This window comes from Roseibium algicola, from assembly GCF_001999245.1.
In the GTDB taxonomy this organism is placed as follows: domain Bacteria; phylum Pseudomonadota; class Alphaproteobacteria; order Rhizobiales; family Stappiaceae; genus Roseibium; species Roseibium algicola.
The window spans coordinates 3,128,654-3,145,068 of record NZ_CP019630.1 but is presented as its reverse complement, the minus strand read 5'-3'; the positions used below and the strand labels follow the sequence as shown (position 1 = coordinate 3,145,068).

The window sequence follows — 16,415 nt, the reverse complement described above, 5'->3', positions numbered from 1 at the left end:
GTCTATAAATTCACGCTCGACAAATGAGGGTGTGCAACGCAACATAGCTTCAACAAGAAGCGCTGCTGCGCAACAAATGAAAACGGAGATCGCCATGTTCACCGCAGCCCTGCCGGCCGCAGAAACACCCGCAAGCCTTACCGAGCGAACGGAAGCTGCCGTCGCCACGCTCGATCATCTGCTCAATCTTGCAGCGCAGCGGGTGCGCGACCGCGTGAGCGAGGATGGGCGCATCTCCTCCCGCCTGATGGAAGAAGAGCAAAGGGCAACCCACGGACTGGCCTGGTTCGCAACCTATGTGGAGTCTCTGCGCCAATTGGATGCCTACGCGAAACGTCTGACCGCGGAAGGCCGCTACGGCGCTCTTGAGGACTACATCGTCCAGCTCGGATTTGCGGAGTACCTCGCGCAGATCTTCGGCGGCATTCCGATGAACCAGGGTGAAATCGTTCGCCTGGCGGATCTTGGCGTTTCTTCCGAAGAAGCTCTTGGCTTCCAGACAGCCGAAATCCTGTCGCTGATCGATACCGGAAGCCGTCCGGAAATCCGCAGAGAGATCACCCGCCTGATCCGCGACCAGGCGGGCCATTCCACCTTCGGCGACCCAGGTCTGGACGAGACCATGGAGCAGATCCGCAACGAGATGCGCCGCTTTGCGGAAGACAACGTCGTGCCCAGCGCGCACGAGTGGCATCTGAAAAACGAATATATTCCGCTTGAGATTATCGAGCAGATGTCCGAGCTCGGCGTCTTTGGCCTCACCATACCGGAAGAATATGGTGGCCTCGGACTTGGCAAGGAGGCCATGTGCGTCGTCTCCGAAGAACTGTCCCGCGCCTATATCGGTGTCGGCTCGCTCGGCACCCGGTCCGAAATCGCGGCGGAACTCATTCTGTGCGGCGGAACGGAAGAGCAGAAGCAGCACTGGCTACCGAAAATCGCATCCGGCGAGATCCTGCCGACTGCCGTCTTCACCGAACCCAATACCGGTTCGGACCTTGCCTCGCTGAAGACCCGCGCCGTGAAGGACGGCGACGTCTGGAAGGTGTCCGGCAACAAGACCTGGATTACCCATCCGGTCCGTGCCGATATCATGACCTTGCTGGCCCGCACCAACCCGGATGAACCCGGGTACAAGGGCTTGTCCATGTTCATCGCGGAAAAGCCGCGCGGCACCGATGAGGAGCCCTTCCCGGCGGACGGCATGAGCGGCGGCGAGATCGAAGTTCTCGGCTATCGGGGCATGAAGGAATATGAAATCGCTTTCGACGGCTTCGAGGTGAAGGGCGAGAACCTTCTCGGCCAGGTCGAGGGCGAAGGTTTCAAGCAACTGATGCAGACCTTTGAAGGCGCCCGCATCCAGACTGCTGCCCGCGCATTGGGCGTCGCCCAGTCTGCACTGGACCTGGGCCTGAGATACGCCGAAGAACGCGTCCAGTTCGGCAAGGAACTGGTCAACTTCCCGCGTGTTGCCGACAAGCTGGCCATGATGACTGCTGAACTGATGATCGCCCGCCAGCTGACCTATTTCTCGTCCTGGCAGAAGGATTCCGGCAAGCGCTGCGATCTGGAAGCAGGCATGGCGAAACTGCTCGGTGCCCGCGTTGCATGGGCCGCGGCGGACAATGCGTTGCAGATCCACGGCGGCAATGGCTTTGCTCTGGAATATGCAATTTCCCGTGTCCTGTGCGACGCCCGCATCCTGAACATCTTCGAAGGTGCGGCGGAAATTCAGGCTCAGGTCATCGCGCGCCGCTTGCTCGAGACGCGCGGCAACGCCTGATCGTCATCAAATCGCCCCTTTGTCGCGATGGCCGTGTGCCTGCGCGTGGCGAAGCTTGTCAGATTTCTCGCTCATTCCCTCGTCCGGGGCGCTGTCCCGGGCCTGGGGGCCAAGCTTGCTTTGCAGGCGGCCGATGACGGCCAGGACAATCACCACCATGAGTGTTGCAAGACCCGCTAATCCGATCTGACCGACGCCGCAGGCCGTGCCGATGGCACCTGCCAGCCACATTGATGCACCGGTAGTGACGTTCTGCACCGAGCCGTTGCGGGAGAAGATCAGACCGGCGGAGAGGAACGCCACGCCCGCCGTCACGGCTTCGACCAGACGGAGCGGATCCACATTGACGTTGCTCGCCCCGGAAAAGGGAAGATCGGCAAGCGCCTGACTGATCAGGAGAAACAGACACGAGGCGAATGCGATAAGCATATGCGTCCTGAGCCCGGCATCCTTGCCACGCTCTTCCCGCTCGAACCCGATGATACCGCCCAGAACGATGGCCGCAATCATCCGCAGAACCAGAACGTCCAGCGGAACCGCACCGAAGCCGAGGTCCATCTCTGCGGCAAGCCGGTCTACCATGGTCGTTCCTTGTTGCGGGTCGGTCAGCATAAGAGAGCAACGCCGCAACAAGTCTTTCGTTCCGGAAGGTGACCGGTGCTGGCTGCCGCCTACTCCACGGTAACCGTGATCTTTTCCGACATGACCGGCGGATTGTGCGGAATGTGCGACCAGTCGCCCAGCACCAGTTGCAGCGTGTGTGAACCGGCTGGCAGTTCAATCGTGGTTTCGGTTTGCCCACCACCGAAATGCTTGTGATTGTCATCCGCCGGAATAGCTTCGTTCAGCTCCTCGCCCTCGATACTCTCATCGATGATCAGGTGATGGTGTCCGGTGTTTTCCTTTTCCGTGCCGGCGGGGGCAACGCCCATTCCGGAGAGGCCGAACTGGATGGTCACCGGGCTTTTGACGGTGTCGCCATCCTTCAGGTTTACGAAGTAGAGCTTCACGCCGTCCGGTGCCGGAGTTTCTCCAGCCTGGGCGACGGCACCTGTGAGGGCCAGCACGGCAGCACCGAGCCCGATTGCAAGTCTCTTCATGATCTTCTCCCTTTCAAGGACGGAATTCTGCATTGTTCCTCACGACCACTCTTCACTTAGGGCGCCGCGCTCTCTTCCGGTAGGCCCTGCAATCCGTTTCCCGTACTGGTAGGCTTGCGAACTGTCGAAATTGTCACAGATATCCTCAGGAACGCTTCCGGTGGTCCGGCGTTCACTCCAGACGGACCCAAAACTGCAGGAGTGCGACATGAAGGATGCGATCCGACTGAAACATGATGGTTGGGTAGTCGTTGCCGACGGAACCAAGGCTTTGTTCCTGACCAACGCGGGCACGGAACACGTGCCGGACCTCAAGGTCTTTCGGAAAGAAACCCAGGACAACCCTCCCAACCGCGAGCAGACCGCTGACCGTCCCGGTCGTTTGAGTGACGGTCCGCAGGGGCATCGAAGTGCAGTTCAGGAAGCCGACTGGCATGCGCTGGCTGAAGACGATTTCGCCGCGGACCTTGCCCAGATGCTCTACAAGCGCGCCCACAAGGGCAAGTTCGACGAGATCGTACTGGTCGCAGCCCCGTCGGTTCTCGGCCAGGTCCGCAAGCGCCTGCACAAGGAAGTCAGTGACCGTGTCGTCGCGGAGATCGACAAGGATCTCACCAATCATCCTGTCGATCGCATCGAGAAACTTGTCTTCGGAAGATAATCATCTTCTTGCGCAGACGCTCAGGGCGTTCGGCCGCCACCGTCCGAACGCCCCTGCCACGATGTGCCTTGCAAGACCAGGCTCGGAATTTTTTCACCCTAGAACACAGTGACCGCCAATTGCGGCCGCTGAAACAGGCAGGACCATGACCGTTGATCCGGACTTGGACCGGCCCCTGACGTCCATTGTCGACAGGGTCGGAGACATTACGAAAGAAGGACAGGTCTCGCTTGACCGCGTGGTCGGCGCTTTCGAGAAAACCGGATTTGCGACGATGCTGATCGTGCCCGCGGCCGCCGTCGTGACACCGCTGAGCGGCATTCCCCTGTTTTCAAGCCTGTGCGGAGTGACCATTTGCCTGATCGCGGCACAATGGCTGATGAAACGCGACCGGGTCTGGCTTCCCCACTGGCTGGGTCAGCAAAGTCTTGAGGGCGACAAGGTGCGGGTGGCGATGAACAAGCTGCGGCCTGCCGCACGCTGGCTCGACAAACATTCCCGCGCGAGAGCACGGTTCCTCTTCCGGCAACCTCTTCGGGCCTTGTTGCCGCTCTCCTGCCTCCTGTTCGGCGCCTTGATGCCCTTTCTCGAACTGGTGCCATTCTCGTCATCGCTTCTTGGCGCATCTGTTTGCCTGATTGCCTTCTCTCTCCTCACCCGGGACGGTCTCTTTGCCCTAGCCGCGCTTTTGCCCCTGGCCATCGTTGTCTGGGCACTGATGGCCTTGTTCTGAGGAAGGCCTCCCGAACAGGTTCGCAGGATCAACCGAGCGCCTGAAGCGCAATGGCACCGCCATAGATGCCAAGCAGACTGACACTTTCAAAACCGATCCCGCCGGGGCCTGACTTCTGCCGTACCAGCAACCCCAGAAGCAGAACCGCCGTCATCACCAGCCCGATCGCCAGCCAGAAATAATCCTGAGGGGAGACGGCTTGATAAAGCGAGCCGTCGCGATAGGCGACATCGGAAAGCATTAGGAACAGAGTATCGAAGGTGTTGCCGCCAACAATGCCGCCAATGGCGAGCTGCAGGGCACCACGATGCACGGCTGCCAGCGTCGTCACCAGTTCGGGCAGCGAGGTGACAACGGCTGTCATCAGTGCGCCGACAAGCGAGGCGTTGAGATTGAAACGGTCCGTCAGCGCGCCAGCCACTTCCGCCAGCACCCAGCCCATTGAGGCGAGGACAAGCATCAGCGCTGAAAACCCTGCGATAAGCCGCAAGTTACCGCGCAGGTCGTGCTGTTCCTCATCCGGGCTGTCCTCGTGGGTTTCGGACGTATTCACAACACGCCACATGGGCTGCTCCCGCACGTGCCGCTGAGCCAGCAAACCGCTGCCATAAACGATAACCAGGGCGTAGGAGGCTGGATGAACGCCCAGCAACGTGATTTCCGGGGTGGTGTAGGCGACCAGGGGAATGGCCAGCAAAAGCATCAGCAGGGCGCATTGAAAAAGACTGGAAACGTCAGCGGCCACATGCTCCAGGTTGCCGCGCCGGTAAACGATGTCAGCGATGGCCAGAAAGGCAGTCTGCGCGGCGATACCGCCAACGGCATTTGAAAAGGCCAGCGACGCACGGCCGTCCAGCGCAGCAGTTACGGACACCACGGTGCCCGAGAGCGACGTGGCCGCCCCCAGCAGGACACCGCCAACCAAGGCCTCGCCCAGCCCTGTCCGGTCGGCGATACGGTCAGCCTGACCGGTCAGATGAACGCCGCAAACCAGTATAACTCCACCGGCACCTGCAAAAAGCGCAAGCAAGACCCACAGCGGCAGGCTGTCGAAACCCATAGTGACCTTGTCCCCTCTTGGCATTTGCGGAAGTTGTCCGGACTTCAAAGGGAAAACGGCCACCCCACCAGGAAGTTCCCACCTGAACGGTCTCCCTTGGCCCCCCCGGAGGGGAACGAATAAGGGTCTTGCGCGTTAACCGCTGAAGAGCAGTCGAGCCTGACTGCCAAGTGGCAACATCGCGAGGTAGTGAAGATGATCTATCACGGCTTTAACGACGATGCGGACCGGCACCTTGCCATCCTGCGTGAAAGGATCAGAGACAAGGAAGCCTCCAGCTGGAAGCACCTTGCTCTTGGCTTTGGATTCAGCGGCATCATTTTTTCGCTGATCGCCCTGATATTCCTGCTCAGCTATTGACCGCACGCCCAGGGCAGCCTGGACGTTTTCAGGAACACTACTGCCGCTCGAACGTTGTTCTGAAGAGTGATGAGGCCAAACCGCCCTCAGCGCTTGCAACGACGCACAATCCAGCGAGGTAGAGATGACTTATCAAAGGCAGACCAACGCACAGGACAAGGAAGTCGTTCTGGGAGAAAAGGAAGCCAAGCAGGGCCTCGAGCTTCACGAGATGCGTTACGTCCTGGCGATCGGCACCGCAGGCGCGGTAATCGCACTGGCGGTTGTCGGCTACATCCTGCTTTGAGTTCACCAGTCCGGAAGGGTAGAGCCCTTCGAAAGACCAAACAAAAGGGACGAACCTTGAAAAGGTCGTCCCTTTTGTTTTTCAGGCGAGAGGCTCAACTCCCGCGCACAGAAGGTGACCCGGCAGATCGCCGGGCAGACCGATTAACGGCAAGCCGCCACATATTCGCGGCCATAGGAATCGCGGTAGATACACTTGCCCGGTTCCGTTGCCCTTCCGACAAGCGCACCGGCAGCCGCGCCGACAGCGCCACCAACAAGCGCTCCGCCTGCCTTACCGGTCGTTGCAGCACCGATCGCCGCGCCTGAGGCACCACCGATCACCGCGCCCTTTTGCGTGTTGTTGCAAGCGGTCAGACCAGTCAAAGCGACCGCAACCAGCATGATTTTCCACATGATCAACTCCCTTCGTGTTGCATTAGGCAGAACGGGAGAGCAGCGGAAATGTTCCAGAAAAAGATGGGAAACTGCCGCCAAGACCAACGCAGAGATCCGTCGTACGGAGGAACTTCTGTCAGTCTCGAACGTTTGCCCGGTATCGGGCAGCCGGAGATCCTGCAGAGGATCTCCGGCTGCCACTTACAGGAGGATCCGACATGACTGACAGGACCAGGGACGAGATCGCCCGTATTCTGAAAGACAACACGCGCAGCAAGGCTGATCGCGTAGACGAGCTTCTGCGGATGCGAGAGGACGCACGCGCCCTGCAACGGGCGGCTACGGAAAGCCCGATGGGTAACGAAACCCCGGATTCGTCGGGCCTTCGGGACATCGACAGGGCATTGGAGCGCCTCGGCCATAGCGACCTGACCGAGGCTGAGGAAAACAGTGCCGCAACCCTTTGACCGGCGACCTTGCGCGGCCCTTCCAGCCCGGCCTGGGAGGGCGAAACGTTGAAGCTGCTGGCAAGAAAACCTATCTCTAAAGGCGAACACAAGCACAGGCGGCTCCATGAACACCACTTTTGAAGACCTTGGCTTTGACCCCGAGATCCTCGGTCCGGAGGAAGAGCAGAAGAAGACGATCCGTCAGAAATTGATGACCACGGTCCGCAAGGCCGCGCGTCAGGTGCCGTTCATGGAAGATGTCGTCGCCGGCTATTTCTGCGCACTCGATCCCTCGACACCCAGCAAGGTGCGGGCCACCGTGCTCGCATCGCTGGCATATTTCGTGCTGCCTTTGGATGTAATTCCAGACTTTCTGATCGGCATCGGCTTCGGCGATGACGCAACCGTGCTTCTGGCTGCCCTCGCGATGATCCGCAGCCACATCCGACCGGATCACTATCAGGCTGCAAAGGATGCCTTGAAGGACGGCGAAATCTGACCGCCTGTCTAGAGGTGGTCGCGTCCGGGCTGATCGTCTTGTGCCGACTTGTGCATCACTTGACCGGCCGCTTTGGTTCCGTGCCAGCAGCCTGACGTTCTCCCGGCAATCAGCCAGTAAATTCCGCCGCCGATAAATCCGGCCGCCAGCGCAACCGCACTTCCCGGCCGGAAGGCACTGTCCGCGGCTTCGGCTCCAAGTGTCCAGACTGCAAAGGCGATCACCCCGGCGGCACCGACGTGAAACAGGAAACTGCGCAGCCGTGCAGCTTCGGCCAGAACGATTGCAACGGCAGCCGGGGCCAGGGCCGTGGCACCGACCACACTTGCACCCACGAGACCGCTTCCGACCATTGTTGCAAAGGCAATCGGATCGGCTTCCGGATGCCCGGCTCGGAAAAAGCCCCAGGCAAGGAACAGGCCGCACGCCAGCACCGCGAAGATGAAACCGAACGCGATCCTGAGAAGCTGCAACATGAATTTCCCGCCGTCCAAACCGCTGTCCTTCCTTGATATGCGCGAGCTGACTGCTTACTTGACCATCTGCCGGTCGGATTGCAACCTTCCAGAACCGGCAGTTGCCCGACTGGCCATGATCAGGCCAGCCGGAGCCTTAGCCCCTGAAAATGTGACCCGGCATGTCGAAAACGGTGTTTTCGCTTGACTTTTTGCCGGTTTCGCAAGACGCTGGGGGATGGCGTTAGGCCATATCCATCTCAGCACCTTGGTACCAGCGTTCCGAGGATTTTTGTGCATGGAGCATATCAAAGCCCTAGCGCCACGTTGAAACGAAAGAGGAGTTTGCGACCATTCGCCGTCCGTTCCGCGCCCCGCCTCCTACGAAGGAAGGCCCGCGCACAAACCACGAAATTCGCGTTCGCGAAGTCCAGTTGATTGATCATGAAGGCGCCAATCGTGGCGTCATCCCGACAGAAGAGGCGATGGGCATCGCCATGGATGCCGGGTTGGATCTTGTTGAAATCCAGCCGAACGCAAATCCGCCTGTCTGCAAGATCCTGGACTATGGCCGGTACAAGTACCAGGCTCAGAAGAAAGCAGCAGAAGCCCGCAAGAAACAGAAGACCGTCGAGATCAAGGAGATCAAGATGCGTCCGAACATCGACACCCACGACTACGAGGTGAAGATGAAGAGCATGTTGCGGTTCTTTGGCGAAGGCGACAAGGTGAAGGTCACACTCCGTTTCCGGGGCCGCGAAATGGCCCACCAGGACCTGGGCATGAACTTGCTCAACAAGGTCCGTGAGGAAACCAACGAAATCGCCAAGGTTGAATCCGCGCCGAAGCTTGAAGGCCGCCAGATGGTTATGGTTCTGGCTCCGATCAAGTAAGCTTCATCGCGTTTGAATGTCCGAAAGCCCCGCTCCGGCGGGGTTTTCTCGTTTTCGGGCGGCAGAACAACTCATTTGCTCAAAAATCCCGTCCGGCATGTCACATCCAGCGCCGCTGTCTTGTCATTACCTGCGAACACCAGGTGTGCGCAGGAGACGAAAATGATGATGGACAGTGGGAATGCAGCAGCAGGGCTTCAGACCAAGCTTGCGAATGACCGGCAATTGATTGACGTCGCCGTCGTTTTTCACAGCGGGTACGGTCACACAGAACGTCAGGCAGCGGCTGTCAGGCAGGGCATAGAGGATGTCGACGGTGCACGCGCATTGCTTCTGACTGCCGATGAAGCCAGCACCCGCTGGAACGAACTCAATGCGGCCAGCGCAATCATCTTCGGCACGCCAACCTACGTCGGCGCAGCCTCCGCCGCCTTCAAGACCTTTCAGGAAGCCAGCTCGCAGGAAATCATGTCGAAGGGCTATCTCTGGCGGGACAAGATTGCGGCCGGCTTCACCAATTCCGGTTCGCGTTCCGGCGACAAGCTGGCGGTGCTCATCCAGTTGGCCCTGTTTGCAGCCCAGCACGGCATGCACTGGGTCAGCCTGGACCTGCCGCCAGCCAATTGTTCCTCGCAAGGATCGGAAGACGATCTCAACCGGCTCGGCTTCTGGCTCGGGGCCGCGGCACAGTCGAACACCGACGAAGGGCCGCAGACAGCTCCCCCGGCCGCGGATCTGGCAACCGCCCGCCATCTTGGCAGGCGCGTGGCGAAAACGGCCTTGCAGTTTGCAGCCGGACGGGTGCAAGCGCGGCCCGAACCGGCGTTGACGTGATAGGCTGTCGTGATCATGACGGACACACCGGCCCTTGAAGAAGACACCGCTTTGCGCAGGCGATTGACCCGCATCGCCTACCGCATGCTGGGATCAGTCTCCGACGCGGAAGACGTGGTTCAGGAAGCCTGGCTGCGCTGGCTTGCCGCCGACCGGGAAAAGGTGCGCGAGCCTGTCGCCTTCCTGAAGACCATCGTCACACGGCTTTGCCTCAATGAATTGAAATCCGCACGCCGTCGCCGCATGTCTTATGTTGGCCCCTGGCTTCCCGAGCCCCTGCTGACGACATCAGATGCCGAAGTCGCCGACGACATCACATTGCCCGTGATGGTGGCTCTGGAGCGGCTGTCACCGCTCGAAAGGGCCGCCTTTCTGCTGCATGACGTTTTCAGCATGGGTTTCGAGGAAATTTCGACCGCCATCAACCGGGAACCGGCAGCCTGCCGCAAGCTCGCCAGCCGGGCCAGGGCAAGGCTGCAGGAAGCAAGACCACGCTTTTCCGCCACGCCGGAACAGGGCCGAAAGCTGGCGACCGCCTTCTACGAAGCATCGCGCAGCGGCGACATGGAGAAACTCCAATCCCTGCTGGCCGAAGACATCGTCGTCTACGCCGACGGCGGCGGCAAGGTGCCTGCCACGTCAGCTCCGACATTCGGACACGAACGGTCGATGAGCCTCTTTGCGGCACTCGCCCGCTATTTCAGAAAGGCTCCGTCACGCCTGATCCGGTTTGCCGACATTGACGGACTGCCCGGTTTTGTAACCGAGGAAGATCGCGGCATTGTCCAGACAACCGCATTGCAGATCCGGAACGGCAGGATCATCGCCGTCTATGTGACCCGCAACCCGGAAAAGCTCAGGCATCTTGGAGCAGATCAGGAGGACACGATACGTCCGCCAATTGACCTGAACTGATCAGCACGAGTGGAAATCAGCTTCGCGGCGTTATCCGATCAGCCGGTTCACATCAACAACCGGCATTCTTGCGTTGTGCGCTGCCTCAAGCCCCTGATGACTGTCCTCGAACACGAGGCATTGTGCGGCTGCGACACCGAGCCGGGAAGCGGCTTCCAGGAAGAGATCCGGCGCCGGTTTGGCATGGGCAACGTCATCAATCGTGACAACCGTATCGAACAACGGCAGCAGTCCCGTCTCCTTCAACGACGCCAGCACCACTTCCTGCGGTCCACCAGAGGCGACCGCCATCGGCAACTTGCCGTGAAACCTCCGTGCAATGGCGCTTATTACCTCGATCTCGCCGACTTCACCGATCCGGGCCAATACTGCCGTGCGCATCTCCCGAACGGCCAGTGGGCGATCCACCGTAACGCCGTGCTCGGCTTCGTAGTCATCAAGCAGCACATGTTCCGACATTCCCGCCCGGGCGTGGTACCAGTCCGGCTCCATATGATGACCGGCGGCCCTGAACGCGTCCTGCCAGGCACCGGCATAGAGCGTTGGTGTTTGCACCAGCGTGCCATCACAATCGAAAATCAGGGCCCGCGCCCGTTGGAGAAGCGTCTCCAGCTCATTCATATCATTGGGCTTTCGATGAGAATTGCACGGAAATCGTTGACGTTGGTGAGGGTTGGCCCCGGCACCACCTGATCGCCAAGAGCCGCGAAGAAACTGTGGCTGTCATTGTCGCCGAGCATGGCGACCGGGTCGAGGCCAAGCGCCTCTGCACGCTCAAGAGTGCTTGGGCCAACAACCGCCCCTGCAACATCCGCCGCCCCGTCGACACCGTCTGTGTCACAAGCAATCCCGTAAAGACCGTTTGCCCCCTTGAGAGCGATCGCGAGAGCAAGGGCAAATTCCGCATTCGGACCACCACAGCCCTTGCCGCGCCGCGTCACCGTGCATTCACCGCCGGACAGAAGCAGGACGGGCCGCCCACCCGGTTTCATCGCCTGCTGGCGTTCGATCGCGAGTCTTGCCTGCTGTTCAGCCACTTCGCGCGCCTCGCCTTCAATGGCGTCGCCCAGGATTTCGACTTCCATACCTTCATCGGCTGCCACGCTTGCCGCTGCTTCCAGCGAAAGCGATGGTGCCGCAATGATGCGGTTTTCCACCCTCGACACTCTTTCATCTTCCGGCGGCAGCACTCCGGTGGCGCTGTCCAGCACAGCGAGAACAGAAGCCGGCACAGACATGCCAAAGCGTTCGATAACCGCGCGCGCGTCCGCTGGCGTCGTCCGATCGCCAACCGTCGGGCCTGAGGCAATAAAGGCCGGATCGTCACCGGCAACATCGGAAATGATCAACGCCGTCATCCGGGCAGGATAGGCTGCCGCTGCAAGCTGGCCGCCCTTGACCAGGCTGACATGCTTGCGGACCGTGTTCATGTCGGTGATTGGCGCGCCTGATGCCAGCAGGGCTTCATTCAAGGCCTGCAGGTCAGCCAGCGAAATATCTCCGGCCGGTGCCTCCAGCAGCGCCGACGCCCCGCCTGAAATCAGCGCGATCACGTGATCCGCTTCTTCAAGCGAAGACAACAGACCGAGAAGGCGCTGTGTTGCCTGAAGCCCACGCCCGTCCGGCACCGGATGTGATGCCTCGACAATTTCGCTCCCCCGGCAAGGCCTGGAGTAGCCGTCGCGGGTGATGACCAGTCCCTCTGAAGCCCCCCAGGCTGCTTCAACCGCTTCGGCCATGCGTGCCGACGCCTTGCCGGCACCGATCACGACTGTCCGGCCGTCAACCCTTTCCGGCAGGAATGCGGGAACGCACTTCATCGGGTCGGCCGCTGCAACGGCCGTCTCGAACAGACGCCGCAACAGGGCCTCACGCGAACAATCTGTCATGCATTAAGTCCCAGGGTCGATTGCCGTTTGATCAGCTCGACCGGATAATGTTTCGTGTCGGGAGGCCTGACGCCATCGACAATCCAGGCCAGCATCGCTTCGGCAGCATTGCGGCCGAACAGCGCGGTATCGCAGCGCACCGAACTGAGCCTGGGAAAGGCCAATGAGCATTCCTCGATATCGTCGAAGCCGATGATCCTGAAATCCTGACCAACCTTGATGCCAAGCTCGGCAAAGCCGCTCAGCATGCCAAGCGCAACCAGGTCGCTGAAACAGATCGCCGCTTCCAGGCCTTCGTGTTCCTGAAGGATCTTCAGCGCGATTTCACGGCCGAACTGCCTCGATGGCCGTCCGTGAAAAATGGTCGGCGCAAGGTCGTTCGCCTGCATCACGCTTCGATAGCCGGACATGCGCTCCAAGGTGATCGGACGATCCGCCAGACCGCCGGCAAAGGCGATCTTCTGACATCCCGTATCGATCAGGTGCCGTGTCGCTGCTTCGCCTCCAAAGGCGTAGTCATGCGAAGCGAAGGGAAACAGGTCCGTGCGCTCGTCCAGCTGGCGCAGCACCTGCATGGTGGGAATTCCGGCCCGCTCGATCCGTTCGAAGGGGCTTTCGTCGCCGCCATAGGTCGGCGAGATGACGAAGGCCGACACGCCATGCTCGATCATGCTGTCGATCACCTGAGCCTGGATTTCCGGGTCCTCATCCGTATTGGCGATGACGGTCGAGTATCCCTTGCTGGCAAAGGTCATCTGCGCACTGGCGGCAAATTCGGTGAAGAAGGGGTTGCGCAGGTCGTTGATGATCAGGCCGATGAGGCCGGATGCAGCGCCCCGCAATCCGGCAGCCGACCGGTTGTAGACATACCCAAGCTCATCAATGGCCCTGGCCACCTCTTCCCGGGTTGACTGTTTCACCAGCGACGAATTCTGGAGCACCAGCGAGACGGTCGATTTCGAAACGCCCGCCTGCCTTGCAACATCCAGAATTGTCGGCCGCTTCTTCATGAAAGGTCTATCCGATCCCGTGCAGTTTCAGGAGCAGCCCCATGCGCTCCTCGGCGATCTCCGGCTTTGACAACAAACGCGCCTGATCCGCAAGCCGGAAGACTTCCGCGTAGTGGGCAATCTCACGCGAAGACTGAAAACCGGCCGGCATGATGAAGTGGCTCTGGGCATCGTTCAGCCAGGCAAGAAACGCGATTCCGGCCTTGTAGAAGCGGGTCGGCGCCTTGAAGATTTCCCGGCTCAGCGGAACGGTTGGCGCGAAGAGCTGGTGATAGGTATCCATATCCCCTTCCGCCAATGCCTCAAGCGCCTGGCTCGCCACGGGGGCAATCGCCGCAAAGGCCCCCAGCAGAGCATGCGAATAGTGCTTGCCATCGCCGGCGATCAGATCTGCATAGTTGAAGTCATCGCCGGTATAAAGCCGCACACCGTCAGGCAAGCGTGCACGGAAGGCTTCTTCGTGTGCCTGATCGAGCAAGGAAATCTTGATGCCGTCGACCTTCGCTGCATGGCTTTCGATGATGGCGAGGACGGCGTCGGACGCCGCCGAGACATCCTTAGACCCCCAATAGCCGGTCAATTCCGGATCGAACATGTCGCCCAGCCAGTGCAGGATGATCGGCTCCCGCGCCTGACGGATCAGCCGGCCATAGACGTCGGCGTAATCGTCCGGCCCGGCCCCGATGGCGGGAAGCGCCCGCGATGCCATCAGGATCGCCTGACCGCCTGCCGCCTCGATGGCCTCCAGCTGGACCGTATAGGCCGCAACGATGTCGTCGTTCGTCTTGAGATTTTCCAGCGGCACCTGATCGGTGCCTGCCCCGCAGGCAACACGCGGCTTCAGCGGATGCGCCTTCGCCTCTTTCATGGTGCGTTCGATGAGTTCCTTCGCCGTTGCCCAGTCAACGCCCATGCCGCGCTGCGCGGTGTCCATCGCCTCGGCCAGTCCCAGCCCCTGATCCCACAGCCAGTGCCGGAATTTCAGCGTATTTTCCCAATCGACAGCCGGAGAACCAACCCATGGATCGCGCTCGCGCAGCGGATCAGACACCACATGCGCCGCGGCAAAAGCGGTGCGGGTCAGCGGCACCCGCGGGGCACGCGGGGTCAGGGCTTCTCCGATGAGGCTGTAGGGTTCCAGACGGTTTTCGTAAGTGGGCAGGGTCAGCATGATACGCTCCGGAAACTTGGCGGCCGGTCAGGCCGAGACGGGAATATCGAGGACGAGAATGCCGTCGATCCCGCCGATGGCATTGGCGACCAGCTTGGCGCCAAGCGCCTTGTGGTCCGGATGGGTCTGGTAGGCTTCCAGTGCCTCCCAGCTTTCGAAATCGACGGTGAAACCGTGCATGTAGCCCCGTTCGATCTGTTCCGGGCTTTCGCTGTGGCCCGAAACGATCTCGCCGATGCCGGACACCTGATTGCGGATGCTTCTGAGTTCCTGAAACAGGCTTTCGATCAGCTCTTCGGCAACGTCCGGCTGAAACTTGATGAGAACGATATGGCGGATCATGACAGCGCCCCGTGATCTTGGCGGATCATGTCGGAGGCTTTCTCGCCGATCATGATGGCCGCGGCATTGGTGTTGGAGGAAACGACCGTCGGCATGATGGAAGCATCGACCACACGCAGCCCCTCAACACCGTTGAACCTCAGGCGCGGATCGACCACGGCCTTGTCGTCGGAGCCCATGCGGCAGGTACCTGCCGGGTGATGGGAGGTCTTGGAGTGTTCGCAGATGAAGCGGAAGTAGTCTTCGTCGGTCTTCACGCCTGGCCCCGGCAAATGCTCGGCCTTGATGAAGGGCTTCAGCGGTGCCTGCGCCAGAATTTCCTGCGTCAGCTTCAGGCCCCGGATCGACATTTCCCGGTCCTGGCTGTCCTGCAGGTAATTCGGGTCGATTAACGGAGCATCTGCGGGATTGGAGCTCTTCAGGCGCACGCTGCCCCTTGAGCGCGGACGAAGATAACAGGAGTTGAGCGTCACGCCGCCGTCCGGCATGGCAGCAACGCCGGATTCGATCCCCGTCCCCAGACCCAGATGGAACTGAAGGTCCGGCGAACGCGCATCGGGGTTCGCGTACCAGAACCCGCCCGTCTCGAACAGGCTGGAGGACACCGGCCCGCGCCGGGTGAGCAGATATTGAAGGCCGGCCAGCACAGAGAGATGCGGCTTGGCATAGCGGTCGTAGGTATGCGGGCCACTGACTTCGCAAATGCAGTAAAGGTCCAGATGGTCCTGCAGGTTGGAACCGACCTCAGGCTGGTCATAGGCGATATCGATACCGAGCTTTCTGAGCTCGTCCGCGGGACCGATGCCGGAAAGCTGCAGCAGACGGGGAGAGCCGATGGAGCCGGACGACAAAATGACTTCAGAGCCCGCCGTCAGCCGGGTGCCGTCAATGAGCTCGACACCGGTCGCCTTGCCGCCTTCCACCACGATACGGCGCACCTGGGCACCGGTCTTGATATGGAGATTGGGCCTGCCCTTGTTGGGCGCCAGATACGCCATGGCGGAGGAAGACCGGCGGGCATTGCGCTGTGTCAGCTGGTAGTAGGCAACGCCGTCCTGCTTCTCGCCGGTCACATCCTCGTTTTTCGGAATGCCAAGCGCAGCAGCGGCTTCGAAATAGGCTTCGCAGATCGGCAGCGGGGCACAGGGCCTGGAAACGCCGAGCGGGCCGCCCTTGCCATGGTAGCGGTTGTCGTAGGTGTCGTTGTCCTCGGCCTTGCGGTAGTAGGGCAGAACGTCTTCATACCCCCAGCCCTCGCAGCCCATTTGACGCCACTCGTCATAATCGAGCGCGTTGCCGCGGGTATAGATCTGCGCATTGATGGCCGAACCTCCACCAATCACCTTGGCCTGGGTATAGCGGAACACCCGGTTCTGCATGTGCTTTTGCGGCACCGTGTGCCAGCCCCAGGAGCCGATGCCCTTGGTCATTTTCGCAAAGCCGGCAGGCAGGTGATAGAACGGATGCCAGTCGCGTCCGCCTGCTTCCAGCAGCAGCACGGAAACGTCCGGGTTCTCGGTTAAACGCGCGGCAACAACCGAGCCGGCGCTGCCACCACCGATGATGATGAAGTCGTAGCCTGTATTCATCTGAAGTCT

Annotated in this window: 21 protein-coding genes; 9 read left to right on the top strand and 12 right to left on the bottom strand. The window is 60.5% G+C overall.

Features of this window, described 5'->3' with window-relative positions; translation table 11 throughout:
• The first annotated feature begins 94 nt into the window (after nt 1-94).
• Nucleotides 95-1,783, top strand: a complete 1,689-nt coding sequence (locus B0E33_RS14775; protein ID WP_077293333.1) for an acyl-CoA dehydrogenase family protein — start codon at nt 95-97, stop codon at nt 1,781-1,783.
• A gap of 6 nt (nt 1,784-1,789) precedes the next feature.
• Here B0E33_RS14775 and B0E33_RS14770 read toward each other — a convergent pair whose 3' ends face one another.
• Both B0E33_RS14770 and B0E33_RS14765 read right to left on the bottom strand, forming a co-directional pair.
• A complete protein-coding gene (locus B0E33_RS14770; protein WP_228148016.1) occupies nt 1,790-2,365 on the bottom strand; it encodes an MgtC/SapB family protein in 576 nt (191 codons plus the stop codon).
• Nucleotides 2,366-2,454: 89 nt separating this feature from the next.
• On the bottom strand, nt 2,455-2,883 hold the full coding sequence (locus B0E33_RS14765) for a DUF4399 domain-containing protein (protein WP_062491303.1): 429 nt from the start codon (nt 2,881-2,883) through the stop codon (nt 2,455-2,457).
• Nucleotides 2,884-3,091: 208 nt separating this feature from the next.
• Here B0E33_RS14765 and B0E33_RS14760 point away from each other — a divergent pair, with 208 nt between their 5' ends.
• Nucleotides 3,092-3,544 (top strand): host attachment family protein, encoded by a 453-nt coding sequence (locus tag B0E33_RS14760; RefSeq protein ID WP_023002960.1) that lies wholly within the window; start codon nt 3,092-3,094, stop codon nt 3,542-3,544.
• A gap of 145 nt (nt 3,545-3,689) precedes the next feature.
• On the top strand, nt 3,690-4,277 hold the full coding sequence (locus tag B0E33_RS14755; RefSeq protein WP_077291612.1) for an exopolysaccharide biosynthesis protein: 588 nt from the start codon (nt 3,690-3,692) through the stop codon (nt 4,275-4,277).
• Between the two features lie 28 nt (nt 4,278-4,305).
• Here B0E33_RS14755 and B0E33_RS14750 read toward each other — a convergent pair whose 3' ends face one another.
• On the bottom strand, nt 4,306-5,337 hold the full coding sequence (locus B0E33_RS14750) for a sodium:calcium antiporter (protein ID WP_077291611.1): 1,032 nt from the start codon (nt 5,335-5,337) through the stop codon (nt 4,306-4,308).
• 135 nt (nt 5,338-5,472) lie between these two features.
• Entirely contained in the window at nt 5,473-5,796 is a 324-nt protein-coding gene (locus B0E33_RS30930; protein ID WP_156912407.1) for a hypothetical protein, read from the bottom strand.
• 25 nt (nt 5,797-5,821) lie between these two features.
• On the opposite strand from B0E33_RS30930, the gene B0E33_RS30925 reads away from it, so the two are divergent.
• A complete protein-coding gene (locus B0E33_RS30925) occupies nt 5,822-5,983 on the top strand; it encodes a hypothetical protein (RefSeq protein ID WP_156912406.1) in 162 nt (53 codons plus the stop codon).
• Between the two features lie 143 nt (nt 5,984-6,126).
• Here B0E33_RS30925 and B0E33_RS14745 read toward each other — a convergent pair whose 3' ends face one another.
• A complete protein-coding gene (locus B0E33_RS14745) occupies nt 6,127-6,378 on the bottom strand; it encodes a YMGG-like glycine zipper-containing protein (RefSeq protein ID WP_023002955.1) in 252 nt (83 codons plus the stop codon).
• A gap of 200 nt (nt 6,379-6,578) precedes the next feature.
• On the opposite strand from B0E33_RS14745, the gene B0E33_RS14740 reads away from it, so the two are divergent.
• Both B0E33_RS14740 and B0E33_RS14735 read left to right on the top strand, forming a co-directional pair.
• Nucleotides 6,579-6,827, top strand: coding sequence for a hypothetical protein (locus tag B0E33_RS14740; RefSeq protein ID WP_075283357.1), 249 nt, complete (start codon nt 6,579-6,581; stop codon nt 6,825-6,827).
• Between the two features lie 106 nt (nt 6,828-6,933).
• Nucleotides 6,934-7,308, top strand: coding sequence for a YkvA family protein (locus B0E33_RS14735; protein ID WP_077291610.1), 375 nt, complete (start codon nt 6,934-6,936; stop codon nt 7,306-7,308).
• Between the two features lie 8 nt (nt 7,309-7,316).
• On the opposite strand, the gene B0E33_RS14730 is transcribed toward B0E33_RS14735, so the two are convergent.
• Nucleotides 7,317-7,784, bottom strand: coding sequence for a hypothetical protein (locus B0E33_RS14730; protein WP_023002952.1), 468 nt, complete (start codon nt 7,782-7,784; stop codon nt 7,317-7,319).
• Nucleotides 7,785-8,116: 332 nt separating this feature from the next.
• Here B0E33_RS14730 and infC point away from each other — a divergent pair, with 332 nt between their 5' ends.
• From infC to B0E33_RS14710, 3 genes are all read left to right on the top strand, one after another.
• Nucleotides 8,117-8,656, top strand: coding sequence for a translation initiation factor IF-3 (infC, locus tag B0E33_RS14720; protein WP_075283347.1), 540 nt, complete (start codon nt 8,117-8,119; stop codon nt 8,654-8,656).
• A gap of 165 nt (nt 8,657-8,821) precedes the next feature.
• Nucleotides 8,822-9,490 (top strand): flavodoxin family protein, encoded by a 669-nt coding sequence (locus tag B0E33_RS14715; protein WP_439126692.1) that lies wholly within the window; start codon nt 8,822-8,824, stop codon nt 9,488-9,490.
• Nucleotides 9,491-9,505: 15 nt separating this feature from the next.
• On the top strand, nt 9,506-10,405 hold the full coding sequence (locus tag B0E33_RS14710) for a sigma-70 family RNA polymerase sigma factor (protein ID WP_077293329.1): 900 nt from the start codon (nt 9,506-9,508) through the stop codon (nt 10,403-10,405).
• 30 nt (nt 10,406-10,435) lie between these two features.
• Here B0E33_RS14710 and B0E33_RS14705 read toward each other — a convergent pair whose 3' ends face one another.
• From B0E33_RS14705 to B0E33_RS14680, 6 genes are read right to left on the bottom strand one after another with little or no spacing between them, the layout of a single operon-like run.
• Nucleotides 10,436-11,026 (bottom strand): HAD family hydrolase, encoded by a 591-nt coding sequence (locus tag B0E33_RS14705; protein WP_077291609.1) that lies wholly within the window; start codon nt 11,024-11,026, stop codon nt 10,436-10,438.
• Complete coding sequence (locus B0E33_RS14700; protein ID WP_077291608.1) at nt 11,023-12,294, bottom strand: glycerate kinase type-2 family protein; 1,272 nt, start codon at nt 12,292-12,294, stop codon at nt 11,023-11,025. The genes B0E33_RS14705 and B0E33_RS14700 overlap by 4 nt, the downstream gene beginning before the upstream one ends.
• A complete protein-coding gene (locus B0E33_RS14695) occupies nt 12,291-13,304 on the bottom strand; it encodes a LacI family DNA-binding transcriptional regulator (RefSeq protein WP_077291607.1) in 1,014 nt (337 codons plus the stop codon). Before B0E33_RS14695 ends, B0E33_RS14700 begins: the two co-directional genes overlap by 4 nt.
• Before the next feature lie 7 nt (nt 13,305-13,311).
• The gene (locus B0E33_RS14690) at nt 13,312-14,475 is read right to left on the bottom strand and encodes a dihydrodipicolinate synthase family protein (RefSeq protein ID WP_077291606.1); all 1,164 of its coding nucleotides are present in this window, start codon (nt 14,473-14,475) and stop codon (nt 13,312-13,314) included.
• A gap of 27 nt (nt 14,476-14,502) precedes the next feature.
• Nucleotides 14,503-14,817, bottom strand: a complete 315-nt coding sequence (locus B0E33_RS14685) for a Dabb family protein (protein ID WP_077291605.1) — start codon at nt 14,815-14,817, stop codon at nt 14,503-14,505.
• Nucleotides 14,814-16,406: a GMC family oxidoreductase gene (locus tag B0E33_RS14680; RefSeq protein ID WP_023002942.1), complete on the bottom strand. Its 1,593-nt coding sequence runs from the start codon at nt 16,404-16,406 to the stop codon at nt 14,814-14,816. Before B0E33_RS14680 ends, B0E33_RS14685 begins: the two co-directional genes overlap by 4 nt.
• Nucleotides 16,407-16,415 lie beyond the last annotated feature (9 nt).